The sequence below is a fragment of the Nonomuraea sp. NPDC048881 genome, assembly GCF_040649795.1.
Classification (GTDB): Bacteria; Actinomycetota; Actinomycetes; order Streptosporangiales; family Streptosporangiaceae; genus Nonomuraea.
Genome location: NZ_JBEZGC010000002.1, coordinates 174,967 through 198,373, shown reverse-complemented (window position 1 = coordinate 198,373; position 23,407 = coordinate 174,967). Strand labels below are relative to the sequence as shown.

General features: G+C 71.6%; 21 protein-coding genes. 11 read left to right on the top strand and 10 right to left on the bottom strand.

Annotation, left to right across the window (positions count from 1 at the left end; all coding sequences use genetic code 11):
• Positions 1-28 precede the first annotated feature (28 nt).
• Positions 29-2,530: a DNA topoisomerase IV subunit A gene (locus tag AB0C33_RS06470; RefSeq protein ID WP_358284269.1), complete on the top strand. Its 2,502-nt coding sequence runs from the start codon at positions 29-31 to the stop codon at positions 2,528-2,530.
• 70 nt (positions 2,531-2,600) lie between these two features.
• Here the strand turns inward: AB0C33_RS06470 and AB0C33_RS06465 are convergent, their stop codons facing one another.
• On the bottom strand, positions 2,601-2,975 hold the full coding sequence (locus tag AB0C33_RS06465; RefSeq protein WP_358284267.1) for a VOC family protein: 375 nt from the start codon (positions 2,973-2,975) through the stop codon (positions 2,601-2,603).
• Between the two features lie 51 nt (positions 2,976-3,026).
• Between AB0C33_RS06465 and AB0C33_RS06460 the strand changes: the two genes are divergently transcribed.
• Positions 3,027-3,593 (top strand): thioredoxin family protein, encoded by a 567-nt coding sequence (locus AB0C33_RS06460; RefSeq protein WP_358284265.1) that lies wholly within the window; start codon positions 3,027-3,029, stop codon positions 3,591-3,593.
• Between the two features lie 39 nt (positions 3,594-3,632).
• Here AB0C33_RS06460 and AB0C33_RS06455 read toward each other — a convergent pair whose 3' ends face one another.
• Positions 3,633-3,953, bottom strand: coding sequence for a hypothetical protein (locus tag AB0C33_RS06455; RefSeq protein WP_352357718.1), 321 nt, complete (start codon positions 3,951-3,953; stop codon positions 3,633-3,635).
• A 139-nt stretch (positions 3,954-4,092) separates the two neighbouring features.
• On the opposite strand from AB0C33_RS06455, the gene AB0C33_RS06450 reads away from it, so the two are divergent.
• Positions 4,093-4,587 (top strand): carbonic anhydrase, encoded by a 495-nt coding sequence (locus AB0C33_RS06450; protein ID WP_358284263.1) that lies wholly within the window; start codon positions 4,093-4,095, stop codon positions 4,585-4,587.
• Here the strand turns inward: AB0C33_RS06450 and AB0C33_RS06445 are convergent.
• The 3 genes from AB0C33_RS06445 to AB0C33_RS06435 all read right to left on the bottom strand — a co-directional run bounded on the left by AB0C33_RS06445 (position 4,568) and on the right by AB0C33_RS06435 (position 10,288).
• Positions 4,568-5,584: a cytochrome d ubiquinol oxidase subunit II gene (locus AB0C33_RS06445; RefSeq protein WP_358284261.1), complete on the bottom strand. Its 1,017-nt coding sequence runs from the start codon at positions 5,582-5,584 to the stop codon at positions 4,568-4,570. The genes AB0C33_RS06450 and AB0C33_RS06445 overlap by 20 nt on opposite strands.
• Before the next feature lie 2 nt (positions 5,585-5,586).
• Entirely contained in the window at positions 5,587-6,942 is a 1,356-nt protein-coding gene (locus tag AB0C33_RS06440) for a cytochrome ubiquinol oxidase subunit I (RefSeq protein ID WP_358284258.1), read from the bottom strand.
• A 1,279-nt stretch (positions 6,943-8,221) separates the two neighbouring features.
• Complete coding sequence (locus AB0C33_RS06435; RefSeq protein WP_352327648.1) at positions 8,222-10,288, bottom strand: DNA topoisomerase IV subunit B; 2,067 nt, start codon at positions 10,286-10,288, stop codon at positions 8,222-8,224.
• 247 nt (positions 10,289-10,535) lie between these two features.
• Between AB0C33_RS06435 and AB0C33_RS06430 the strand changes: the two genes are divergently transcribed.
• Positions 10,536-10,766 (top strand): hypothetical protein, encoded by a 231-nt coding sequence (locus AB0C33_RS06430; RefSeq protein WP_125639804.1) that lies wholly within the window; start codon positions 10,536-10,538, stop codon positions 10,764-10,766.
• Positions 10,767-11,247: 481 nt separating this feature from the next.
• On the opposite strand, the gene AB0C33_RS06425 is transcribed toward AB0C33_RS06430, so the two are convergent.
• Complete coding sequence (locus tag AB0C33_RS06425; protein ID WP_358284255.1) at positions 11,248-11,949, bottom strand: GNAT family N-acetyltransferase; 702 nt, start codon at positions 11,947-11,949, stop codon at positions 11,248-11,250.
• Between the two features lie 60 nt (positions 11,950-12,009).
• Between AB0C33_RS06425 and AB0C33_RS06420 the strand changes: the two genes are divergently transcribed.
• Complete coding sequence (locus tag AB0C33_RS06420; RefSeq protein WP_358284253.1) at positions 12,010-12,756, top strand: peroxide stress protein YaaA; 747 nt, start codon at positions 12,010-12,012, stop codon at positions 12,754-12,756.
• A 65-nt stretch (positions 12,757-12,821) separates the two neighbouring features.
• On the opposite strand, the gene AB0C33_RS06415 is transcribed toward AB0C33_RS06420, so the two are convergent.
• The 3 genes from AB0C33_RS06415 to AB0C33_RS06405 form a co-directional block, all read right to left on the bottom strand.
• Entirely contained in the window at positions 12,822-14,483 is a 1,662-nt protein-coding gene (locus tag AB0C33_RS06415; RefSeq protein WP_358285936.1) for an RNA polymerase sigma factor, read from the bottom strand.
• 242 nt (positions 14,484-14,725) lie between these two features.
• Positions 14,726-16,816, bottom strand: coding sequence for a SpoIIE family protein phosphatase (locus AB0C33_RS06410; RefSeq protein ID WP_352329755.1), 2,091 nt, complete (start codon positions 16,814-16,816; stop codon positions 14,726-14,728).
• A 206-nt stretch (positions 16,817-17,022) separates the two neighbouring features.
• A complete protein-coding gene (locus AB0C33_RS06405) occupies positions 17,023-17,592 on the bottom strand; it encodes an HhH-GPD-type base excision DNA repair protein (RefSeq protein ID WP_352329753.1) in 570 nt (189 codons plus the stop codon).
• A gap of 141 nt (positions 17,593-17,733) precedes the next feature.
• Here AB0C33_RS06405 and AB0C33_RS06400 point away from each other — a divergent pair, with 141 nt between their 5' ends.
• The 6 genes from AB0C33_RS06400 (at position 17,734) to AB0C33_RS06375 (ending at position 22,591) form a co-directional block, all read left to right on the top strand.
• Positions 17,734-17,958, top strand: coding sequence for a hypothetical protein (locus AB0C33_RS06400; protein WP_125639785.1), 225 nt, complete (start codon positions 17,734-17,736; stop codon positions 17,956-17,958).
• Positions 17,959-18,099: 141 nt separating this feature from the next.
• Positions 18,100-19,590 carry a hypothetical protein gene (locus AB0C33_RS06395; protein ID WP_358285933.1) on the top strand — a complete coding sequence of 497 codons (1,491 nt, stop codon included), beginning with the start codon at positions 18,100-18,102 and terminating at the stop codon, positions 19,588-19,590.
• Positions 19,591-19,600: 10 nt separating this feature from the next.
• A complete protein-coding gene (locus AB0C33_RS06390) occupies positions 19,601-20,371 on the top strand; it encodes a thioesterase family protein (protein WP_358284250.1) in 771 nt (256 codons plus the stop codon).
• Positions 20,372-20,391: 20 nt separating this feature from the next.
• The gene (locus AB0C33_RS06385; RefSeq protein WP_358284248.1) at positions 20,392-21,147 is read left to right on the top strand and encodes a 5-oxoprolinase subunit PxpA; all 756 of its coding nucleotides are present in this window, start codon (positions 20,392-20,394) and stop codon (positions 21,145-21,147) included.
• Positions 21,144-21,761, top strand: coding sequence for an allophanate hydrolase subunit 1 (locus tag AB0C33_RS06380; protein WP_358284246.1), 618 nt, complete (start codon positions 21,144-21,146; stop codon positions 21,759-21,761). The genes AB0C33_RS06385 and AB0C33_RS06380 overlap by 4 nt, the downstream gene beginning before the upstream one ends.
• Complete coding sequence (locus tag AB0C33_RS06375) at positions 21,758-22,591, top strand: biotin-dependent carboxyltransferase family protein (RefSeq protein WP_358284243.1); 834 nt, start codon at positions 21,758-21,760, stop codon at positions 22,589-22,591. The genes AB0C33_RS06380 and AB0C33_RS06375 overlap by 4 nt, the downstream gene beginning before the upstream one ends.
• On the opposite strand, the gene AB0C33_RS06370 is transcribed toward AB0C33_RS06375, so the two are convergent.
• Positions 22,569-23,384 carry a PhzF family phenazine biosynthesis protein gene (locus AB0C33_RS06370; protein ID WP_358284241.1) on the bottom strand — a complete coding sequence of 272 codons (816 nt, stop codon included), beginning with the start codon at positions 23,382-23,384 and terminating at the stop codon, positions 22,569-22,571. The two genes, AB0C33_RS06375 and AB0C33_RS06370, sit on opposite strands and share 23 nt — an antisense overlap.
• Positions 23,385-23,407 lie beyond the last annotated feature (23 nt).

The window sequence follows — 23,407 nt, the reverse complement described above, 5'->3', positions numbered from 1 at the left end:
TCGCGGGCACCCGAGTCTCTTCGGCACAATGTTCGACATGGCCCGACGTACGACTGCACCCCCGCCTGAGGACTTCGAGGAGCGGATCGTCGACATCGACGTCTCCTCCGAGATGCGCAAGAGCTATCTCGAGTACGCGTACTCGGTGATCTACCAGCGGGCTCTGCCCGACGCTCGCGACGGCCTCAAACCGGTGCAGCGGCGCATCCTCTACTCCATGAGCGAGATGGGCCTGCGTCCAGAGCGCGGCCACGTCAAGTCCTCGCGCGTCGTCGGCGACGTCATGGGCAAGCTCCACCCCCATGGCGACAGCGCCATCTACGACGCCCTCGTGCGCCTGGCGCAGCCGTTCTCGATGCGCCTGCCGCTGGTCGACGGCCACGGCAACTTCGGCTCCCCCGACGACCTGCCGGCCGCCATGCGCTACACCGAGGCCAGGCTGGCCCCGGCGGCGATGCTCATGGTGGAGTCGCTCGACGAGGACACCGTCAACTTCAAGCCCAACTACGACGGCCAGGAGACCGAGCCCACGGTCATGCCGTCGGCGTTCCCCAACCTGCTGGTCAACGGCACCACCGGCATCGCGGTCGGCATGGCGACCAACATGGCGCCGCACAACCTCGCCGAGGTCGTGGCCGCCGCCCGCCATCTGATCAAGAAGCCCGACGCCACGCTCGACGAGCTGATGAAGTTCGTGCCCGGCCCCGACCTGCCGACCGGCGGCTCGATCATCGGGCTGCAGGGCGTGCGCGACGCCTACGAGACCGGGCGCGGCACGTTCCGCATGCGGGCCAGGTGCGCGGTCGAGCAGATCACGCCGCGGCGCAAGGGCATCATCGTCACCGAGCTGCCCTACAACGTCGGCCCCGAGCGCGTGGTCACCAAGATCAAGGAGCTGGTGACCAGCAAGAAGCTCCAGGGCATCGCCGATCTGAAGGACCTCACCGACCGGCACAAGGGCCTGCGCCTGGTCATCGAGATCAAGAACGGCTTCATCCCCGAGGCCGTCCTGGAAGAGCTCTACCGGCTCACGCCGATGGAGGAGACCTTCGGCATCAACAACGTCGCCCTGGTCGACGGCGAGCCGCGCACGCTCGGCCTGCGCGAGCTGCTGCAGGTCTACGTCGACCACCGGCTGGAGGTCGTGCGGCGCAGGTCCGAGTACCGCCGGCGCAAGCGCGAGGAGCGCCTGCACCTGGTCGACGGCCTGATCATCGCGCTGCTCAACATCGACGAGGTCATCCAGGTCATCCGTTCCTCCGACGACTCGGCGCAGGCCCGCGCCCGGTTGATGGAGGTCTTCGACCTGACCGAGATCCAGGCCGCCTACATCCTCGACACGCCGCTGCGCCGGCTGACCCGGTTCGACAAGCTGGAGCTCGACCAGGAGAAGCAGACGCTGAGCGAGGAGATCGCGGCGCTCACCGAGATCCTGTCCTCGGAGGCGAAGCTGCGGCAGGTGGTCTCGGGCGAGCTGGCCGAGGTGGCCAAGAAGTACGCCACGCCGCGCCGTACCGTGCTGCTGGAGGCGCCGGGCGTGGCCCGCACGCCGGTGGCCTCGCTCCAGGTGGCCGACGACCCGTGCTGGGCGCTGCTGTCCTCCACGGGGCTGCTGGCCCGCACCTCCGACGCGGCTCCGCTGGCGGGTGAGGGCGACCGTTCGGCGCACGACGTGCTGGTGTCGGTGGCGCGCACGTCCGTACGCGGCGAGGTGGGCGTGGTGACGTCGTTGGGCCGGTTGATCCGGGTCCAGGTCGTCGACCTGCCGACGCTGCCGCCCTCGGCCAACCCGCCGACGCTGTCGGGCGGCCATCCGGTCTCCGAGTTCGTCTCGCTGCAGCCCGACGAGAAGGTCGTGGGCCTCGGCTCGCTCGACCCCGACAGCCCCGGGCTGGCGCTCGGCACGGCCCAGGGCGTGGTCAAGCGGGTGGTGCCCGACTACCCGGCCAACCGCGACGACTTCGAAGTGATCACCCTCAAGGACGGCGACACCGTGGTGGGCGCCGCCGAGCTCGACTCCGAGGACCACGACCTGGTCTTCATCTCCTCCGACGCCCAGCTCCTGCGTTACCCGGCCTCGCTGGTGCGTCCCCAGGGGCGTCCGGCCGGCGGCATGGCCGGCATCCGGCTCGACGGCGGCGCCCGGGTGATCTGGTTCGGCGTGGTCGACCCCTCGCGTCCGGCGCAGGTGGTCACCGTGGCCGGGTCCTCGACGGCGCTGCCGGGCACGCAGGTCGGGGGCGGCAAGGTCTCCGACTACGCCGAGTTCCCTGCCAAGGGCCGGGCCACCGGCGGCGTGCGGGCCCAGCGGTTCCTGAAGGGCGAGGACGAGCTGCTGCTCGCCTGGGCCGGCCCCGCGCCCGCCAAGGCCGTGTCGGCGGTGGGCAAGCCGGTGCCGCTGCCGGAGGAGATCGGCCGCCGCGACGGCTCCGGCGTGCGGCTGACCCACACCATCGGCGCCGTCGGCGGCGCCCTGGCCGCGGGGCCGCAGGCCGACGCGCCGGCGCCGCCGGTGACCGAGGCGGAGTGATCCCCGGCCGGCGGAGGGCGGTCTCGGCCCCCTCCGCCGGCTCAGGGAGACCTGAACGGCGGGCGTGCGGTCAGTCGCGGCAGAGGCAGAACGTGTGGCCGGCGGGGTCGAGGAAGACCCGGAAGCTGTCGTCCTCGCTCGGCTGCCGCTCGTGCTTGGTCGCGCCGATCTCCAGCACCTGCCGCTCGGCCTTGTCCATGTCGGTGACGGTGACGTCGATGTGGAGCTGCTGCGGCCGATCGCCCTCCGGCCAGGTCGGCGGCCGGTGGCCGGGCACGCGCTGGAAGGCCAGGCGCTTGGGCGAGCCGCCGTCCTCGACGACCACCCAGCTGTCGTCCTCGTACGTGACGGGCCAGCCGAGCAGGCGCGAGTAGAACTCGGCGAGCGCCCGCGGCTCCGGGCAGTCGAGGACCGTCGTGCGGAACTCCGCGATGCCGGCCATCATTCACCTCCTGGACTTGTTTCGCCGGCGTCCCGGCCGACGAGAATGAGGGTCATGGCTGCCAATTCGTTCATGGTTCCCCTGGGCACTCCCGCGCCCGCCTTCGACCTCACCGCCATCGACGGCGGCAGCGTCTCGCTGGCGGACCTCAAGGGCTCCCCCGCCACGCTCGTGGTCTTCCTGTCCAACCACTGCCCCTACGTACGGCACATCGAGACGGGCCTCGGCACGCTGGCCGCGGGCTACGGCTCCAGGCTGTCGGTGGTGGGCATCTGCAGCAACGACAGCGTGAACTACCCCGACGATGATCCCACACACCTGGCCGGACAGGCCCGGCGCGCGGGGTTCCCGTTCCCGTACCTGCTGGACGACACCCAGGACGTCGCCAAGGCCTACCGCGCGGCCTGCACGCCCGACTTCTTCCTCTACGACGGCGACCTGCGGCTCGTCTACCGGGGAGAGTTCGACGGGTCGCGCCCGGGCAACTCGGTCCCGGTGACGGGCTCCTCGCTGCGCGCGGCGGTCGACGCGCTGCTGGCGGGCGATCCCGTCCCGGCCGAGCAGCGCGCCTCGATCGGCTGCGGCATCAAGTGGCGGCCGGGGAACGAGCCCACGGCCTGAACGCAGCCTGAACGCAGCCTGAACCCGGCCTGAACACGGTCAGGCGGAGGCGGCGGCCTCGATGGCGGCGGGCAGGGCGAGCAGGAGTTCGTGGGGCTCGCCGCCGGTCCACGACCGGATCAGCCGGACCCCGGCCTCCCCCGGGTCGAACTCCTCGCAGCCGAGCGGCCCGTAGCAGCCCGCCTGGTCGAGCATGAGGATGATGGGGTCGTCCTCGGGCAGGCCGGCGGCGTACGCGGCGGTGTCGAGCAGGGCCAGCGCGCATCTGGCGTTGCGCCCGTCGTCGTTGGACTCCACACGGTCGAGGCGGCGCCGGGCCTGAGCGCGGAGATACGCGGCGAGCGATTCGGACCTACTCACGACTGACCTTCTTCGACGGCGTACAGATGGTGACGACATCATCACTCAAGGTGAGTGATTTTCGTGGGACCTTCGGGAACTCGCGCCAGTCGCCACCCCGGAAAGCATCATCTTTGGGACGTAAGGGAAGATCTGAGGCATGACTGCGTTCGACGACCTGTATGCCGCCAACGCGAAGTACGCCAAGGACTTCGGCGACTCCGGGCTCACCGGCCGGGCAGCCCGCGGGCTTGCCGTGGTGACCTGCATGGACTCCCGCATCGACCCGCTGGGCCTGCTGGGCCTGCAGCCCGGCGACGCCAAGATCCTGCGCAACGCCGGCGCACGGGTCACCGACGACGTGCTGCGCACGCTGGTCCTCGCCGTGTACCTGCTGGGCGTCGAGCGCGTCCTGGTCATGCCGCACACCGACTGCGGGATGACCAAGGTGACGGACGCCGACGTGCACGACCTGACCAGCGCCCGCGGGGTGGACACCCGCAGCCTGGAGTTCCACACCGTCCCCGACCAGGGCGAGGCGCTGCGCCACGACCTCACCCGCATCCGCACGACCCCGTTCCTGCCTGCCGACATGCCGGTGACGGGCGCGATCTACGACGTGCGCACGGGCCTGCTCACGCCGGTCGGCGACTGATCTCGCCGCGCTCGCGCTGGAAGGTGGCGTACAACCACCACAACGACGGGACCAGCAGGACCGCGCCGACGGCCAGCGAGCCCAGGCTGGCCCCCAGCACCGCGTCGGTGGCCGCGGCCTGGTCGAGGGTGAGGCCGGGGAGCAGCACGGGGTACTGCCCCACGCCCCAGCCCCACAGCAGCCCGGTCACGGCCAGCGCGGCGCTGAGGCGTACCGCCAGATAGGCCCGCCGCCACAGCAGCACCAGCGAGGCCAGCCCGGCCAGCACCGACAGCGCCAGCAGCGGCAGGGCGCGGCCGGTGGTCAGCTCGGCGAACAGGGCGGGCGCGTCGGCGCGCAGCACGAGCAGGCTCACCGCCGCCAGCACGCCGACCACCGCCCCGCAGCCCAGCGCCCGCCGCCGGAACTCCTCGGCCAGGTCCTCCTGGCCGCCGCGCTGGGCGTCGCGGGTCAGGTAGACGGCGGCCAGGTACGCGGCCGTGCCGACGCCCAGCGCGCCGACCGCCATCGACGTGGGGTTGACCCAGCTCCCGACCAGGTCGCCCTTGGCGACGCCGGGCGGCACCCGGCCGGAGGCGATGCCGCCCGCCGCGGCGCCGAGGAAGAACGGGGTCACCACCGAGGAGAAGGCGAAGGTGGCGCCGAACAGCCGCCGCTGCCAGAGCCGCGCGGAGACCTTGCGGAACGCGAACGCCGCGCCGCGCCCGATCACGCCCAGCGCCACCAGCGTGAGCGGGATGTAGAGGGTGGAGGCGACCGAGGCGAACACCGACGGCACGCCGGTCCAGGCCAGCACGATCACGAAGATCAACCAGACGTGGTTGGCCTCCCAGACCGGACCGATGGAGTGCTCCACCAGGTCCCGCCGCCGCCGGCCGCGCTCGGCGCCGCCCGCCAGCAGGTCCCAGACGCCGCCGCCGAAGTCGGCGCCGCCGAACAGGACGTACGCCGTCAGCCCGACCCACAGGACGGCCAGCATGATCTGCGGCAGCGGCATCGTCACACGACCTTGTAGCCGGTGACGTCGGGCTCCTGCGGCGCCAGCGGCACCGGCACGTCGCGGGACAGACGGCGCATCACGTACACGGTGGCCACGGTCAGGGCCACATAGACAGCCGTGACCAGCGCGAACCCGTACACCAGGCCCGGCGCGGGGTTGACCGCCTCCGCCGTGCGCATCACCCGGAACACGATCCACGGCTGGCGTCCGACCTCGGTGACCACCCAGCCGCTCTCCAGCGCCAGCACGGCGGCCACGCCCGACAGCGCGGCGGCGCGCAGGAACCACGGGGACTCCGGCAGGTCACGCCGCCGTTTCCAGGACAGCGCGAGGCAGGCCCCGAGCAGCAACAGCCCGAAGCCCACCAGCACCATGATCTGGAACGCCCAGTGCACCATGTTGACCGGCGGCCGGTCGGCGAGCGGCACCTGCTCCAGGCCGGCGATCTCCGCGTGCGGGTTCCAGTGGGCCAGCAGGGACAGGCCGTAGGGGATCTCCAGGGCGTACTTCAGCTCGCCGTCCACCGCGATCCCGCCCAGGTGCAGCGGCACGCCCCGGCCCGTGCGGAACACGCCCTCCATGGCGGCCAGCTTGACCGGCTGGTACTCGGCCACGAAGTGCGCGGCCCAGTCGCCGACGCCGATCTGCACGGGTGTGACGGCCGCCGCGACCGTGAGCGGCAGCAGCAGGCCGAGCCGGTGGTAGCGGTCGCGCCGGCCGCGCAGCATGGCGACCGCGTACACGCCGGCCATCAGGAACCCGGCCACCATGAACGCCGCCAGGATCATGTGCACGGTCTGGGGCGGCGTGGCCCGGTTGAACATCGCCGCCCATGGATCGACGGCCACGATCCGGCCGCCCGCGACCTCGTACCCCGTGGGCTGCTGCATCCAGGCGTTGGCGGCGACCACGAAGAACGCGCTGGCCACCCCCGCCAGCACGATCGGGATCCCGGTCAGCAGGTGCGGGACGGGACGCAGGCGGTCCCAGGCGTACAGGTAGATGCCGAGGAAGATGGCCTCGACGAAGAACGCGATGCCCTCCAGCGAGAACGGCAGGCCGATGACCTCGCCGTACACGCCCATCATGCCCGGCCACAGGAGGCCCATCTCGAACGACAGGATCGTCCCCGAGACCGCGCCGACCGCGAACAGCACCCCGAGCGCCCTGGCCCAGCGTCGCGCCAGCAGCCGGTAGTTGTTGTCCCCGGTGCGATGCCCGCGCCACTCGGCCAGCAGGGTGATGGCGGGCATGCCGACGCCGAGACAGGCGATGATGATGTGCCAGCCGAGGGACAACGCCATCTGCATGCGCGCCGCCCCCAGATCCACCGCCGCCCCCGCGGTCACCCCCATCGCCGTTCCTCTCCCCCGGCCCATCGGGGCCGTGAACTTCGTCGGGGGATCTGGCAGGGCTCGTCCCAGGAGGTAATCCGCGAAACGGCTGCGTCCCGCCCGTACCCCGCCCACCCGTGGATGACACTACGTAACTGGCGATCACCGTCCGCAAGGGTTGCGTGCGGAAGTCCACGAGGCCCCAGGAGCCTCCAGAACGCCCTACTAGCACTCGGACCCCAGCCGCTGACCTCAGAAGCCCTACGTGAGGCTCTGAGAGCCTTGGGACCAGTGCCGGTGCGACGCCGGTCGACGAAGCTGGTCCAAGGCCCTCGCTGACTCAAGCGCGACATGCTCTTACCAGCGGCCACCGTGATGACCGGCTCCCACGTCCTGCGCGGGCACACCGAAGCGGCGCAGGTTCCGGGTGACGCCCCAAGCCGACACGCCCACAGCCCCGGCCGGGGCTCTAGGCGAAGCCATGAACGGGCCCGAGCGGCCCACACCCGCTGCGCATCTCTGCAGCGGACACAGAACCTGAGGCGCGCTGCGCTGCAAACGAAGCCCATCCCAGCCGGCCGAACCGTCGGTGGCGGGCGAGACCGAGGTGCCTGCGAAAGACCACGTGCGACAGAGAGCGCATCACCGCAAGCGCCCCCTGAACGCCCTGTGACCGGCGTGCCGCCAGGGCGGCCGTCTGGCGGCGGGAGCGACGGGCCCTTTCCGACTTGGGCAGAACCCTTCGAGACCAGGTCGCCGGGGTTGCCAAGCAGCCCCTCGCCCTACCAAACGTGCAGCGCCCGCGCATCGGCCGGGAGCTCCGCCCCGACCTCCCATGAGGACTTCCTCAAGCCAGCCCGCACGCCATCCGCCGGCAACGCCACACCTCCTTGGGCCAGAAATTCTGCTGCCGGAGGGCGTTCCGAGGCCCTGAATGTCCCCCTGAACCCGATGCCCGCCCTGAGCCCGATGCCGCCCCAATCCGGCGTCCTCCTGAGCCCGGCGTCGCCCTGGCCCGATGACACCCGGAATCCGGCGTCCTCCCGCACCCGACGTCGCCTGGCCCGATGACGCCGCCATCACCTTGAGCCCAGGGGCCAGATTGAGGCGCGGTGATGTAACCTTCGGCGGCCCCAGTAGCCCGGTCGCGTTGAGACCCGGTGGCGTTCTGCCGGCGAGGTTGCAGCACGGCAGCGCCGCGGACATGGGCGCAAGGCCCCTTGAAACCTGGGCCCTTGCTTGAGCCGGTGGCAGCGAAACCCGGGGCCAGATACGTGACCCCGGGTGAGAGCCTCCAGGCTCAGGCGTCGATGTGGTCGCGGTCGACCTCGGCCGCGCTGCTGACGATGAACTCCCGTCGCGGCGCCACGTCGCTCCCCATGAGCAGGCTGAAGATGGCCTCGGCCCCCTCGGCGTCCTCGATGCGGACCCGGCGCAGCACCCGGTGCCGCGGGTCCATCGTGGTCTCGGCGAGCTGGTCGGCGTCCATCTCCCCGAGGCCCTTGTACCGCTGCACCGGGTCCTTCCAGCGCTTGCCCCGCCGTTCCAGGTCGCGCAGGACCTTCTGCAGCTCGGCGTCGGAGTAGCAGTAGATGTACTTCTCCTTGCCGCGCCCGGGGTTGGTGAGCTCGATGCGGTGCAGCGGCGGCACGGCCGCGAACACCCGGCCGGCCTCCACCATCGGCCGCATGTAGCGGTGGAACAGGGTGAGCAGCAGGCAGCGGATGTGCGCGCCGTCGACGTCGGCGTCGGCCATGAGGATGACCTTGCCGTAGCGGGCCGCCTCGATGTCGAACGAACGCCCCGACCCGGCCCCCACCACCTGGATGATCGCGGCGCATTCGGCGTTCTTGAGCATGTCGCTCACGGACGCCTTCTGCACGTTGAGGATCTTGCCGCGGATCGGCAGCAGCGCCTGGAACTCGGAGTCGCGGGCCAGCTTGGCCGTGCCGAGCGCGGAGTCGCCCTCGACGATGAACAGCTCGCTGCGGTCGACGGCGTCGCTGCGGCAGTCGACCAGCTTGGCGGGCAGCGCGGAGTTCTCCAGGGCGCTCTTGCGCCGCTGGTTGTCGCGGTGCTCGCGGGCCGCGATGCGGGCCTTGGCAGCGGCGACGATCTTCTCCAGCACGGCCCGCAGCGGCTGCTTGAACCCGCGCGGCGGGTTGGCGAACAGCTCCTTGAGCTCGCGCGAGACCACGTGGGAGACGATGCGGGTGGCCGCGGAGGTGCCGAGCACCTCCTTGGTCTGCCCCTCGAACTGCGGCTCGGGCACCCGGACGGTGACCACGCCGGTCAGCCCCTCGGAGATGTCCTCCTTGTTGACCGGGTCGTCGCCGCTCTTCAGCAGCCGGGTCTCGCGCAGCAGCTCGTTGATCGTGCGGACCAGGCCGCGCTCGAAACCGGTCAGGTGGGTGCCGCCCTTGGGCGTGGCGATCACGTTGACGAACGAGCGCACGGTCGACTCGTAACCCTTGCCCCACCGGACCGCCACGTCGACGGTGAGCTCGCGCTGCACCTCGGTGGGCGTCATGTGGCCCTGGTCGTCGAGGACCGGCACGGTCTCGTGGAAGTGGCCCACGCCCTGCAGCCGCAGCACCTCGCAGACGGGCTCGTCGCGGGCCAGGAACTCGGTGAACTCGGAGATGCCGCCGTCGAAGCGGAACTCCTCGCCGGTACGCTCCTCGCCCCTGCTGTCGAAGACCGCGAGGGTCAGGCCGGGCACCAGGAACGCGGTCTGCCGCAGGCGCACGTGGATCTCGTCGAGCGAGACCTCGGCGTCGGGCAGGAAGATCTGCTTGTCGGCCCAGAAGCGCACACGGGTGCCCGTGACGTTCTTGGGCAGGTTGCCGCCGATCCGCAGCCCGGACTTCTTCTTGAACTTGGCCGTGGGCCCGTCGCCGTCGAAGACGCCGGGCACGCCGCGCCTGAAGCTGATCTCGTGGACCCGCCCGTCGAGGTCGACCTCGACGTCGAGCCGGGAGGACAGGGCGTTGACCACGGAGGCGCCCACGCCGTGGAGGCCGCCGGAGGCGCCGTAGGAGCCGCTGCCGAACTTGCCGCCGGCATGGAGCTTGGTGTAGACGAGCTCGACGCCGGCCAGGCCGGTCTTGGGGTGGATGTCAACGGGGATGCCGCGGCCGTTGTCCCGCACCTCGATGGAGCCGTCGGCGTAGAGCTCGACCTCGATGCGGTCGCAGTGGCCGGCCAGGGCCTCGTCGACCCCGTTGTCCACGATCTCCCAGAGGCAGTGCATGAGCCCGCGGCTGTCGGTGGACCCGATGTACATGCCCGGCCGCTTGCGTACGGCCTCGAGGCCCTCAAGCACCGACAGGTGACGAGCTGTGTAACCCGCCTCCACTACCGTCACTCTTGCTCCCCTGGTCTAAGCATCGAACACGTGTGCGTAGCCTACCGTTCTTCCCTCAGGCGCGCGTACAAGCTTGCCATGGCGACACGTTTGCCGTTACCAACCGGCTGATCACCATTACTTTCGGACACATTCTGCTCTGGGCGTAGCGAGGCGGAGGTTGGGAACGTCCACGTCCGGTTAGATGTTGTCTCAAGTGACTGACGCCAGATCCTCGCTTCGGCGGGGGTGACCCGAAAGGCGATACGTGACTGGAGCTCTCGCCCCCGTTAAGCCGCTGACGGCCCTCGACCGCTGCGACCGCTGCGGCGCCCAGGCCTACATTCGCGCGACCCTGCCTGTTGGTGGGGAGCTGCTGTTCTGCGCCCACCATGGGCGTCAGCACGTCGCAGCGCTGCGCGAAAAGGGCGCCGACATCCTGGACGAGTCGGCTCGCCTCAGCGAAACCCCGTCAATGAACCCCAACGACGACCGCTGACGCGTTCGTTGTGATCACATAACCACATATTGCACGACCAGTTCGGCGATCCCGGCACACCACGCCGGGATCGCTGTTCTGCGTTCAGCCCCGTCGTTCAGCCCTGTCCAGGCGGTGGTCAGAGCGCCCGCAAGCGATGGTTCAGGTCACACGCACGTAGGTGGCCAGACCGCGCACAGGCAGGGCTGGGTGCGCGAAGGCGGTCGCCAGGTTGCGCGAAGACGGTGGTCCAGGGCACACGCAGACGGTGAATCAGGCCACACGCAGGGGATCTCCGGGCGCACGCAGACTGTGGCCCTGGACACCCGTACACGCGGATCCAGAGCGCGGACGGAGACGGGGCGCAGGCCGTGCCTGCCGTGTGCCAGGCCCCCGCACGGTGGTCAGAGGGCCGCCCGGGCGCCGGAGCCAAGACCCTCCGCACGCGGCGTGGTTCGGGCCGTGCACACGCCTTTGGTCCAGGCCGGTCGTACGGCTCAGGTCACGGTGTTCGCACGCGGTAGTGGTATCGGCCGATGGTCTGGAAACCCTCGCCGCGGTACAAAGCCTGAGCCCCGTGGTTGGGCTCGGTGGTGACCAGGTACGCGCTCTTCGCCCCGGCATGCCTGGTCAGGGCGCGCAGCACCGTACGGGCCAGCCCGCGCCGCCGGGCCCGCGGCAACGTCGCCATGCAGAAGATCCCCGCCGTGTCCCCCTGCGGCACGACCCGGCCGACCGCGACCGGCACGCCGTCCTCCTCGACGGCCCCGTACCAGGCGGGCACGCCGGTGCAGATGCGGGCGGCCTCCTCCAGGCCGGCGCCGTACCTGCCGTCCACGGACCACCAGGTCTCCAGCCATTCCGGCCACGGATGGTCCTCGATCCGCACCGGGCCGCGCGGCTCGGCCGACGGCGATCCGGCCATGACGACCGTCGGATCGACCAGCTCGTACCCTCTGCGGGCCAGCTCGGCGTCCAGGCCGGCCCAGGTGCCGGGGCCGACGGAGAAGGCGCAGCTCTGTCCCCGCTCGCCGTAGAACGCCTCGGCGGCGCCGATCGCGGCGTCCAGGTCGGCGGGGGCGTTCAGGGCGAGCACCGAGTTCGCCCGTTTGGTCACGCCGCTGGCGGAACGCAGCACCCAGCCGTCGTGGACACGCTGCTCGTAGGCCGGCCACGCCTGGTGCACCAGCAGGTCGACGTTCATCCGCGCAGCCTAGCCGACCAGCGCGAACACCCTCTGACCGGCCCGTTAGAGTGTGGGGTTGTGCTGATTCTGCTGCCGCCGTCCGAAGGAAAGGCCGCCGAGGGGAGCGGTCCGCCGCTCGGCGAGCTGTCCTTCCCCAAGCTCGACCGTGCCCGCAAGCGGGTCGTGACCGCGCTCATCCGGGCCTCCAAGCGCCGCGACGCCGCGCAGGTGCTCGGGCTGACGCCCGGTCTGGCGGGCGAGGCGGCCAAGAACACGGCGCTGAAGACCGCGCCCACCCTTCCCGCCGCCGACCTCTACACCGGCGTCCTGTACGACAACCTCGGCCTGAACACCCTGGACGACGCCGCCAGGGCCAGGGCGGAGGAGTCCGTGCTGATCTTCTCCGGCCTGTGGGGCGTGTTGCGCGTCTCCGACCGGGTGCCGCCGTACCGCCTGTCCATGGGCGTCAGCCTGCCGCCGCTGGGCGGCCTGGCCGCCTACTGGCGCACGCACCTGGCCAAGGAGCTGGACCGGATGCCGGGGCTGGTGGTGGACCTGCGCTCGGCCACGTACGCGGGGGCCTGGCAGCCCGGCGACCGGTCGGTGTCGGTACGCGTCTTCCGCGACGGCAAGGTCGTCAGCCACATGGCCAAGGCCACGCGAGGCGAGATCGCCCGCGTCCTGCTCCAGCAGGAGGAGGCCCCCGGCACGCCCGGCGAGCTGGCCAAGACCCTCGGCAACCTGGGCTGGACGGTCGACCTCGCCGAACCCGCCCGGCCGAACCGCCCCTGGCTGCTCGACGTGCACGTCACCGACCCGGCCTGACGCCCCCGGAAACGGCGATCGCCCCGCCCGGAGGGTTCCGGACGGGGCGATCGACGAGGTGGCTCCTAGTCCAGGTAGTCGCGCAGGACCTGGGACCGGGACGGGTGACGCAGCTTGGACATGGTCTTCGACTCGATCTGGCGGATGCGCTCACGAGTGACCCCGTAAACCTTGCCGATCTCGTCGAGCGTCTTCGGCTGCCCGTCGGTGAGGCCGAACCGCATCGACACGACGCCCGCCTCCCGCTCCGACAACGTGTCGAGAACGGAGTGCAGCTGCTCCTGCAGCAGCGTGAAGCTGACGGCGTCGGCCGGCACGATGGCCTCGGAGTCCTCGATGAGGTCACCGAACTCGCTGTCGCCCTCCTCACCCAGCGGGGTGTGGAGGGAGATGGGCTCGCGGCCGTACTTCTGGACCTCGACGACCTTCTCGGGCGTCATGTCCAGCTCGCGGGCCAGCTCTTCCGGCGTGGGCTCGCGGCCGAGGTCCTGCAGCATCTGCCGCTGGACCCGGGCCAGCTTGTTGATCACTTCGACCATGTGGACCGGGATGCGGATGGTCCGCGCCTGGTCGGCCATGGCACGCGTGATCGCCTGCCGGATCCACCACGTGGCGTAGGTGGAGAACTTGTAGCCCTTGGTGTAGTCGAACTTCTCCACGGCCCTGATCAGACCGAGGTTGCCCTCCTGGATCAGGTCGAGGAACAGCATGCCGCGCCCGGTGTAGCGCTTGGCCAGCGAGACCACGAGCCGGAGGTTGGCCTCCAGCAGGTGGTTCTTGGCCCGGCGGCCGTCTTCGGCGATCCATTCGAGCTCGGCCCGGACGTCGACCGGCAGGCTGTCGGTCTCGCCGCCGCCGAGCTGCTCCTCGGCGAACAGACCGGCCTCGATGCGCTTGGCCAGCTCGACCTCCTGCTCAGCGTTGAGCAGGGGGACCTTGCCGATCTGCTTGAGGTAGTCCTTCACCGGGTCGGCGGTGGCGCCGGCGGCGGCCACCTGGGCGACCGGGGCGTCGTCGTCGTCGTCGGACAGGATGAGGACCTCGTCCTCGGTCTTGTCCGCGGTGGCGGCGGCGACGTCGGCGGCCTTGGGCTCGTCGTCGGAGTCGTCGTCGGAGTCGGAGTCACCCTCGGAGTCGGAGTCGTCCTCGGCCACGATGTCGTCGACCTCGATGTCCTCGAGGTCCTCCAGCTCCACGTCGCCGTCGAGCTCGAGATCGTCGTCGTCGGAGTCGGTCGCCTTGAGGCCCTCGGGTGCCTTCGGCTTGGTCTCGGCAGGCCCAGCGCTGACTTCTGGCTTGGCCTTCTTGGCGGCGGCCGGAGCCGCCTTCTTCGGAGCGGGAGCGGCCTTCTTGGCCGGAGCCGGCTTCTTGGCGGCCGGCTCGGCCTCAGCGGCGCCCACGACCGCGGTCACGGTCTCGGGCTGCTGCTCTTTGGCGGCCGCTGCCGTCTTGGTCTTGACGGGGGCAGCGGTGCGGCGCTTTGCTGGACCACGAGACTTCTTCGGCGCAGCCGAATCCGCGGCGGTCACCACCACGGTCACGCCCTCTTTGCTGAGGTTCCGCAAGAACGCGGCGGCGTGCGACATGGGGATGTCCGCCTCCTCGAAGGCCTGACGGACATCCTCAGACTCGAGGAAACCCTGCGAGCGCCCACGCTCGAGCAGTCGCTGAATGACGGGCTCGTTCAGCTCTTGTGGCTTCGAGCGAGTCGAACTTGCAGGCGACACGAACACCTCTCGAACGAACGCGTGGCGACAATGGACCCAGATGCCCGCTGGGGGCTGTTGCCTCTCTCGGAGATCGGTGAGGCCGTGCGAAGCGCGACGGACCTGACACAGCATTGTGGCACGACCCCGCACTCCATACGGCCACCTCCCGGCGGTTGTCCTCCACCCTAGGCCGACCAAGACAGTAGTGCGTACGTAAGCGGGGCACTGATACCCGAAAGCAACCGTTATGACTGTTTCATTCAGTCACTCTTCGTGGCCGGCGGGACGTGAATTGCGAGCGCGGTAACGTCATCATCCTGTTCATATCCAGACAACATCCGGTCAACCAGGAAGTCCAGCAACATGTGCGGACTGCTGACCACCTCAGGCGGCGCTTCGGTCACAACACTGCAAATCTCTGCGAGACCGGCGTCAAGCCCTCGCTTCCTGTTCTCCACGAGACCGTCTGAGTAGAGCACCGCGGTGTGTCCCGGCGGCACCACGAACCGGAACTGCCGGCGGCTGGTCGGCCAGCCCAGCGGCGTGCCGGGCTCGGCGTCGCACAGGATCGCCGTGCCCTGGGGCGAGACCAGGACGGGCGGCGGGTGGCCCGCCATGGCCAGCGTGCCCTCGCCGGTGACCGGCTCGACGACCATGTAGGCCAGCGTGGTGACCTGCTCCTCCTCTTCCGTGGCCTCGAAGACCCGGTCGAGGCCCGTGAGCACGGCGGCGGGCGGCGGGTTGGTGAGGGCGAGCGCCCGCATCGCGTTGCGGATGCGGCCCATGCCCGCCGCGGCCTTGACGCCCTTGCCCATGACGTCGCCGACGACCGCCGCGACACGCCCGTCCTGCAGGACGAACGCGTCGTACCAGTCGCCGCCGACCTGGACGTGGCGGCTGCCCGAACGGAAGCGCTGGGCCAGCACCAGGCCCTTGACCACGGGCAGGCGGTCGGGCAGCAGGCTGCGCTGGAGCGTCTCGGCGGTGCGGTGCTCGCGCTCGAAGAGCGTGGCCCGCTCGACGGCCAGGGCGCACTGTCCGGCCAGCGCCTCCAGGAAGACGCCGTCCTCCTGGGAGATCTTCTGCGGGCGCGTGAACGAGAAGCGCAGCGCGCCGAGCGCCCGGCCGGCGGCCAGCAGCGGCAGGCCGACCCAGGCGCGCTCGTCGCCCTGGCTGATGAACCCGGCCAGCGCCTCCTCGTCGTCGCCGGCCTCCAGCAGCTGCGCCTTCAGCGACTCGGGCGACTCGGCGAAGACCGGACGGCGGCTGTTGACGGCCATCGTCATCACGTTGGAGTGGGACAGCGGGATCTCGTCGCCCGAGCCCTGGACCTCGGGGATGCCCTCGCCGTTGACCAGCTTGAGCGCGGCGCGGTCGGTGTCGAGCAGCGCCACGGCCGAGCGGTCGGCGGCCAGGGCGGTGCGGCCGACGTCGATGATGACCTGGACGACCTGCTCGACCGTCAGGGCCTCGGCGAGCTGGGCCGTGGCGCCCTGGAGCCGGGCGGTACGCAGGGCCGCGGCGCCGAGCTGGTCGGTCAGCCTGCCGCGCATCTCCTCGGCCTCGCGCTGCGGGGTGACGTCGGTGTTGGCGCCGACCCACTCCACGACCCTGCCGTGCCTGATGATCGGCACCGCGCGCACCTCGAAGTGGCGGTAGCCGCTGGCCCGGGTGCGGACCCGGTAGTTCCACTCGAACATCGTGCGGCCGCGCAGCGCCTCGCGCCAGGCCTCCTCGGTCTGCTGGCGCTCCTCGGGGTGGACCACCTCCAGCCAGCCGTTGGCGAGGTACTCCTCCAGCCCCTGGCCGGTGATGGCGCGCCACTGGGGCGCGTCCTCGACGACGGCGCCCGTGGGCGAGGTGATCCAGACGAGCTGGGACTGCGCCTCGACCAGCGAGCGGTAGCGCTCCTCGCTGCGGCGCAGCGCCTCCTCGGTCTGCCGGCTCTCGGTCACGTCGAGGCCCACGAGCGCGATGGCGCGCAGCTCGCCCGCCTCGTCGTGGACCGGCGAGAACGACAGCGACCAGTGGCGGGTGTCGCCCTCGGCGGACCGCACGCGCACGCGGCCCTCGGTGACCGGCGCGTCGCTCTCGATGACGGCCTGGACGGCGTGGGTGATGATCTGGCTCAGGTCGGCCGCCAGCACCTCGACCGGCAGGCGGCCCACCAGGCGCTCGGCGGGCACGCTGACGACGTCGCTGAACACGTCGTTGACCCGCTGGACGCGGCCATCGCCGTCGAAGAACGCGAAGGCGAACTCGGCCTCCGACAGCATGCCCTTGAACAGGGCGGAGTCTGAGATGTCCACATCCGACTCCCGGGGACGGGGAACGGAGGTCTCGGCGCTCATGGTCGGCACCTCCGTCGCGTGCCAGGGTCTCCCACGCGGCACATCTCCATAACTGTGTATCGGCGTAGCGCAGCTCCGGGCGACCGGATTCTGCAGTACATCATCGGCGATGGGCATGCGCCGACGGAAGCCCCCGCCGCCGCCCGGTCGCCATAAGGGTCAACGCATCCTGTCAAAGTCGCTCCACATTGCGCAGCAAGATCAGGTTACTCGCCCTTGGCCGCGCGCTTGGCCTCCTGCTTGGCGGCGCGCACCCGGCCCAGGCTGTCGGTGTCGACCACGTCGGCGACCGAACGGTATGACCCCTCCTCGCCGTAGAGTCCGGCTGCCTCACGCCAGCCTGACGGCTGGACCCCCAGCTGCTTGCCCAGCAATGCCAAAAAGATCTGGGCCTTCTGCTTGCCGTATCCCGGAAGGGCCTGCAGTCGTTTCAACAAGTCTTTCCCGTCGGCCGCGTCGCTCCAGATGAGCTCGGGCCGCCCGTCGTAGTGTTCGACGAGGTAGGCCGCGAGCTGCTGGACGCGGGCGGCCATCGACTTGGGGTATCGGTGCACGGCCGGCTTCTGCGCCAGGAGCGCGGCGAACGCCTCGGGGTCGCAGGCGGCGATCTCCTCGGCGGTCAGGTCGTGCCCCAGGCGCTCCGAGATGGTGTACGGCCCAGTGAACGCCCATTCCATGGGAATCTGCTGGTCGAGCAGCATGCCGACGAGCAGGGCGAGCGGGCTGCGGCCGAGGAGCTCGTCTGCCTCGTCCCGCTGGGCGAGCTGGATGCGCATGGAAACAGCTTTGCACGAGAAGCGAACACAGGCGCCTCAGAGCCTTGACACAAGGCCGAGAAAAGATGAAATGGGAGCGCAAGTCACCCTGCATACGTTCCTGGGGGTTTGCTCCCGGGTCTCCAGAGGAATCTCACATCTATGCTCGCTCTGGCCACACGCTTCCTCAGGGAGCCGGTCAGTCTCCGGCTGGCCGAAGAGTTCCTGACCGTACCCGTGGACACGATCGACCGGTGCGTGGCCGACGTGTGCGCGTGCGCCGAGCATCTCGGCGTCCCGCCCACACCGGAGGTCGTGGAGCGCATCGCGCGCGAGCATCTGCTCGCCATCGTGAACTCCGCCCCGCCGCCCCGAAGTCCCCGCTGATCGCGGCTCCACCGATAACATCGGGGTCACCAGGCCGAGTTCTCTTCACCGTTTGCGCCTGGAATACGAGAGAGTGAGGGCGTGCGCCGACACCGACGAGATCCCCGGGAGAGCAGCCCGCCCGACGACGTGTTCCAGGAGATGGTGCAGGCGGCCCGCGAGCTGCTCGCGGTGCGCAGCCCTCTCGACGCGGAGCTGATGGTCTCAGACATGATCGGGGCCTGGTGGGGCAGGCGGGTCAGGGGCGGTGACGTGGAGCAGGTCCTCGGGGAGGGCCTGGTCGACTACGCGGCCAAGGCCGGCACCCCGGCCTCCCTGACGCTGCTGGTGTGCCTGGCCTACCTGGGCACCGCCCGCCAGGGCGCCAAGGCCGAGGGCGCGGCGCTGGCGATGATGGAGTCGGGCGTGGCCAGGCCGGGCTGGGCCGACAAGGTCGGCGCGGTCAAGCCCACCGGCTGCTACGTCTCCCGCGACGCCTACGGCGACCAGGACACGGTGATCTGCACGTTCGCCTACCGATGGAACGAGGCATCGGTGCCCAGCGACCGGCACGCGCTGGTGGTGGTCGTCGACCACAACATGAACGGCATGGCCCGCGACGCGTGGGTGTCCTCGCACGTCGACAAGCTGCTGGAGCAGGCCAGGGCCGAGGCGGCGGGCAACCCGATGCTGCTGTTCGAGGAGATCCAGCCCGAGCAGGCCAGGGCGCTCCTGGACTCGGCCATGAAGGCCACCAGGGAGCCCAAGACGCCGCCGCCGGTGAGCGAGAGCTACAGCGCCTACCACGCCTTCGCCCGCGCCCGGCTCAAGGCGCTGCCGCCGGGCCGCAAACGTCCGGCGCCGCTGCACATCGAGGCGCCCTACAGCCGCGAGCGGCGGGCCATGCTGGCCGCCGAGTTCCTGGCCTCCGACGCGGCCGAGCACCTGTCCGACCCGTCGGCGGCCTCGCGCTGCGCCGACCACATCATCGACTACGGCTGCGAGCGCGACTTCAACCGGCCGCTGCGGGTCAGCCCGACCAAGTGCGAGACGTTCCTGCTCGACTGGCTGCCGCGCAAGGTGATGCTGAGCTCGGCCGAGCAGGAGGCGATGCCGCACGTGCTGTCGGCGTGGGTGCGCTTCGCCGCGCGCCGCACCGGCCTGCCCGAGCAGGGGCTCAAGGCCACCCTCGACGCGGTGTGGGAGGCCACGGGCAAGTTCCCCGAGGCCTACCGCGACCCGACGTCGTTCGGGCTCGACCGGCCGCTGCTGGAGCGGCTGCTGCCCGACGGCGACCTGTCGGCGCTGGCCAGGCGGGTGTTCGCGTTCCCCTACCTGCAGGGCGTGCACAACGGCATCGACCTCGACCGGCTCAACCCGGCCGACGAGGCCGACCGGCGCACGTTACTGGAGATCGACCACGGCGGCGTCATCGACCAGGAGCACCTGGCCTGGCACGAGGAGATCGCGACCCGGCTGTGGGACGGCGACCCGCCCCAGCTGTGGGAAGCCGCCCAGCGCCTGCTCGACCTCGGCCACGACCGCCACGACGTGCTCCACGTGCTGATCGAGATCGCCGAGCGCATCGGCGGCGACCCCGACGAGCTGGCCGCCGCCCTCGACGACATCGCCGACATCCCCGACGAGATCTAGAGTCCGTCCCATGTCGATGTACCGCCGGCTGGCCATGGGCCGCTACCTCGCCTTCGAGCACACCCAGGGGCCGTGGGACCCGGGCTCCCAGCACATGGGCCCGGTGACCGCCCTGATGGTGCACGAGCTCGACCGCACCGCGCCGCTGCCCGGCCTGGCGCTGTCCAGGCTGGCGGTCGACGTCTTCGCCCCGGTGCCCGTGGCCGAGCTGGAGGTCGTCACCGACGTCGTCCGCGACGGCAAGCGGGTGCAGTGCCTGTCGGCGGCCGTGCTGTCCGGCGGGCGCGAGTACGCCAGGGCCACCGCGTGGCGCATCCGCGAGGCCGACACGCCCGCCACGCCGGCCGCCGGGCCGCCCGCGCCCGTGCCGCCGCCCTCGCCCGAGCACGCGGCGTCCTACCTGGTGTCGGGGTTCGGCTACGGCAGGGCGTTCGACTGGCGGTTCGCCCGCGGCGGCCCGATGCTGCCCGGCCCGGCCACGGTGTGGGGCAGGCTGACCGTGCCGCTGGTGGAGGGCGAGGAGATCACCCCGTTCGAGCGGCTGGCCGCGTTCGCCGACAGCGGCAACGGCGTGAGCCCGGCCGTCGACTTCGCCACCCACGTCTTCGTCAACGTCGACCTGACGATCTCGCTGTTCCGCACCCCGGTGGGCGAGTGGACCTGCATGGACGCGGCAACCGCGATCGGCCCCTCCGGCCGCGGCCTGACCCGCACCACCCTGTACGACGAGCGCGGCGAAGTCGGCACGGCGACTCAGACGTTGTTCGTCGCGCCGAGGTAGCGCTGCGCCATGATGGTGGGATGGTGATCGACCTCAACGCCGACCTCGGTGAGGGCTTCGGCATCTGGCGGCTCGGCGACGACCTCGCGCTGCTCGACATCGTCACCAGCGCCAACGTCGCCTGCGGCTTCCACGCGGGCGATCCGGTGACGATCAGGCGCACGTGCGCCGCGGCCGTCGACCGCGGCGTGTCGATCGGCGCCCAGGTGTCCTACCGCGACCTGGCCCACTTCGGCCGCAGGGAGATGGAGGTCGAGCCCGAGGAGCTGTGCGCCGAGGTGCTCTACCAGCTCGCGGCCGTCGACGGCATCGCCAGGGCGATGGGCGGCCGGGTCTCCTACGTCAAGCCGCACGGCGCCCTGTACAACCGGGTCTGCCGCGACGAGGTGCAGGCGGCGGCGATGATCGACGCGGTCGCCGACTACGACCCGTCGCTGCCGGTGCTGACGCTGCCGGTCTCGGTCGTGCACGAGGTGGCCGCGACGGCGGGCGTCCCGACGGTGAGCGAGGCGTTCGCCGACCGGGCGTACACGGCGGCGGGGGCGCTGGTGCCGCGGCGCGAGGCGGGGGCGGTGATCCACGACGCGGCGGCGGTGACCGCGCGGGCCCGCCGGATGGCCCTGGAAGGCTCTGTGACGGCCGTCGACGGCAGTCAGGTGTCCGTCTCCGCCCGGTCGCTGTGCGTCCACGGAGACACCCCTGACGCCGTCGGGCTGGCCCGTGCCGTGCGCAACGACCTGCTGGCGGCCGGAGTGGTCCTGCAGGCGTTCGCGTGATCCGTCCGGCGGGAGAGCACGCGCTGCTCGTCGAGACCGGGTCGCTGGCGGCCTCCCACCGGCTCGACGCGGCGCTGCGGGCCGAGCGGCCCGAGGGGGTCGTGGAGGTCGTGCCGGGGCCGGAGACCGTGCTGGTGGTGGCGCCGGGCGCCGACCGGGAGCGGTTGCGGGCCAGGCTGACGGCCTTGACGGGATCGGCGCGCGAGGCGGCGGCCGGGGCGGACGCGTCGGCCGGGCCGGTGGTGACGATTCCCGTCGTCTATGACGGGGCCGATCTCGATTCCGTCGCGGCGCTGGCCGGGATCTCGGCCGAGGAGGTGGTCGCCCGGCACACCGGGCGCGAGCTGGTGGTGGGGTGGCTGGGGTTCGCCCCGGGGTTCGCCTATCTGACCGGGCTCGACCCCGTGCTGGAGCTGCCCCGGCTGGACACGCCGCGCACGTCGGTGCCGGCCGGCTCGGTGGCGGTCGCGGGGCCGTACTCGGCGGTCTACCCGACGGCCTCGCCCGGCGGGTGGCGGCTGCTGGGGCGCACGGAGACGCGGGTGTGGGACGTGACGGCCGAGCCGCCGTCGTTGTTCCGGCCGGGGATGCGCGTGCGGTTCGAGCGCGCATGATCGAGGTGATCGCGCCCGGCCCTTACGCGACCGTCCAGGATCTGGGGCGGCCGGGCCTGGCCCATCTGGGCGTCCCGCGCTCGGGGGCGGCCGACGCGGCGAGCCTGCGGCTGGCCAACCGGCTGGTGGGCAACCGCGAGGACGCGGCGGGCGTCGAGGTGACGTTCGGGCTGGCGCGGCTGCGCTTCCACGAGGGCGCGTGGGCGGCGCTGACCGGCGCGCCGGCGGAGGCGCGGATGGGGGCGCCGTTCTGGGTGCCGCCGGGGGGCGAGCTGCGGCTGGGGGCGCCGGAGTGGGGGCTGCGCACGTACGTGGCGGTGCGCGGCGGGATCGCGGTCGAGCCGGTGCTGGGCAGCCGGTCCACCGACTCGCTGTCGGGGCTCGGCCCCGAGCCGTTGCGGGCCGGGACGCTGCTGCCGGTGGGCGGGTCCGCCGCCGGGGAGATCTCGGTGGACCTGGCGCCGCCGCCGGGGCCCGCGCCCGCCGTGCTGCGGGTGCTCGCCGGGCCGCGGGACGACTGGTTCGTCCCTGGGGCGCTGGAGGCGCTGTGCGGGGGGCCGTACGAGGTGAGCCAGGACAGCAACCGCGTCGGGGTGCGGCTGCGCGGCCCCGGGCTGACGCGGGCCAGGAAGGGCGAGCTGCCCAGCGAGGGCATGGTCACCGGCGCGGTGCAGGTGCCGCCGAGCGGGCAGCCGATCGTGTTCCTCGCCGACCACCCGCCCACGGGCGGCTACCCGGTGATCGCGGTGGTGCGGCAGGCCGACCTGCCGGTCGCGGCGCAGCTGCGGCCCGGCGACGAGGTGCGCTTCACAACGCGACCTGGCCGCTGACGCAGGTGACGACCGACCCGCCGACCCACACGTCACGATCGTCGGCGGTGATCCGCACGCGCCCGGCGCGGCCGAGCACGGTCCCCTGCCCCGCCGTGTACGGCGCCTTCGCCCGCCCGGTGCGCAGCAGGAACTGCGCCAGGGACGCGTGCAGGCTGCCGGTCACCGGATCCTCGACGTCGGGGGCGAAGACGCGCACCTCGTAGGCGTACGGCGAGCCCTCCGGGCAGGGCCCCGCCACGCCGACCATGTGCTCGATCGCGCCCGGCCGCAGCTCCAGCACCTCCTCGGCGGCGGCGAGCAGCACGACCACCCAGCCGGGCCCGTTGTCGGCCCATTCGACGGCCAGCATGCGCTCGCGTCCGATGCGCAGGGTCTCGGCCAGCCGCTCGGCGAGCTCCTCCTCGACCGGCCCCGACCGCAGCAGCTCGGGCGCGGCGAAGGCGAGCCCGTCCGCGGTCCTGCGCACCCGGATCAGCCCGGCGTCGCACTCCTGGACGATCTCCGCCGGGTCCCGCGGCCGGCCGCCGCTCTCCAGCCAGGCGTGGCAGGTGCCGAGCGTGGGATGCCCGGCGAAGGGCAGCTCGCCGCCCCCGGTGAAGATCCGGACCCGGTAGTCGGCCCCGGGCACGGTCGGGGGCAGCACGAACGTCGTCTCGGACAGGTTCGTCCAGGCGGCGAAGCGCCGCATCTCCTCGGCGTCCAGCCCTCGGCCGTCGAGCACGACCGCGAGCGGGTTGCCGCGATACGGGACGGAGGTGAACACATCGACCTGACGGAATGCACGTTGCATACGCGCAGTCTGGCCGACGGGTC

Bases quoted from the DNA above. Each gene is read 5' to 3' on its own strand.
- AB0C33_RS06470 (WP_358284269.1), top strand. From the start codon at position 29: ATGTTCGACATGGCCCGACGTACGACTGCACCCCCGCCTGAGGACTTC.
- AB0C33_RS06465 (WP_358284267.1), bottom strand. From the start codon at position 2,975: ATGATGGCCGGCATCGCGGAGTTCCGCACGACGGTCCTCGACTGCCCG.
- AB0C33_RS06460 (WP_358284265.1), top strand. From the start codon at position 3,027: ATGGCTGCCAATTCGTTCATGGTTCCCCTGGGCACTCCCGCGCCCGCC.
- AB0C33_RS06450 (WP_358284263.1), top strand. From the start codon at position 4,093: ATGACTGCGTTCGACGACCTGTATGCCGCCAACGCGAAGTACGCCAAG.
- AB0C33_RS06445 (WP_358284261.1), bottom strand. From the start codon at position 5,584: ATGCCGCTGCCGCAGATCATGCTGGCCGTCCTGTGGGTCGGGCTGACG.
- AB0C33_RS06440 (WP_358284258.1), bottom strand. From the start codon at position 6,942: ATGGGGGTGACCGCGGGGGCGGCGGTGGATCTGGGGGCGGCGCGCATG.
- AB0C33_RS06425 (WP_358284255.1), bottom strand. From the start codon at position 11,949: ATGAACGTCGACCTGCTGGTGCACCAGGCGTGGCCGGCCTACGAGCAG.
- AB0C33_RS06410 (WP_352329755.1), bottom strand. From the start codon at position 16,816: ATGAGCGCCGAGACCTCCGTTCCCCGTCCCCGGGAGTCGGATGTGGAC.
- AB0C33_RS06405 (WP_352329753.1), bottom strand. From the start codon at position 17,592: ATGCGCATCCAGCTCGCCCAGCGGGACGAGGCAGACGAGCTCCTCGGC.
- AB0C33_RS06400 (WP_125639785.1), top strand. From the start codon at position 17,734: ATGCTCGCTCTGGCCACACGCTTCCTCAGGGAGCCGGTCAGTCTCCGG.
- AB0C33_RS06395 (WP_358285933.1), top strand. From the start codon at position 18,100: ATGGTGCAGGCGGCCCGCGAGCTGCTCGCGGTGCGCAGCCCTCTCGAC.
- AB0C33_RS06390 (WP_358284250.1), top strand. From the start codon at position 19,601: ATGTCGATGTACCGCCGGCTGGCCATGGGCCGCTACCTCGCCTTCGAG.
- AB0C33_RS06385 (WP_358284248.1), top strand. From the start codon at position 20,392: ATGGTGATCGACCTCAACGCCGACCTCGGTGAGGGCTTCGGCATCTGG.
- AB0C33_RS06375 (WP_358284243.1), top strand. From the start codon at position 21,758: ATGATCGAGGTGATCGCGCCCGGCCCTTACGCGACCGTCCAGGATCTG.
- AB0C33_RS06370 (WP_358284241.1), bottom strand. From the start codon at position 23,384: ATGCAACGTGCATTCCGTCAGGTCGATGTGTTCACCTCCGTCCCGTAT.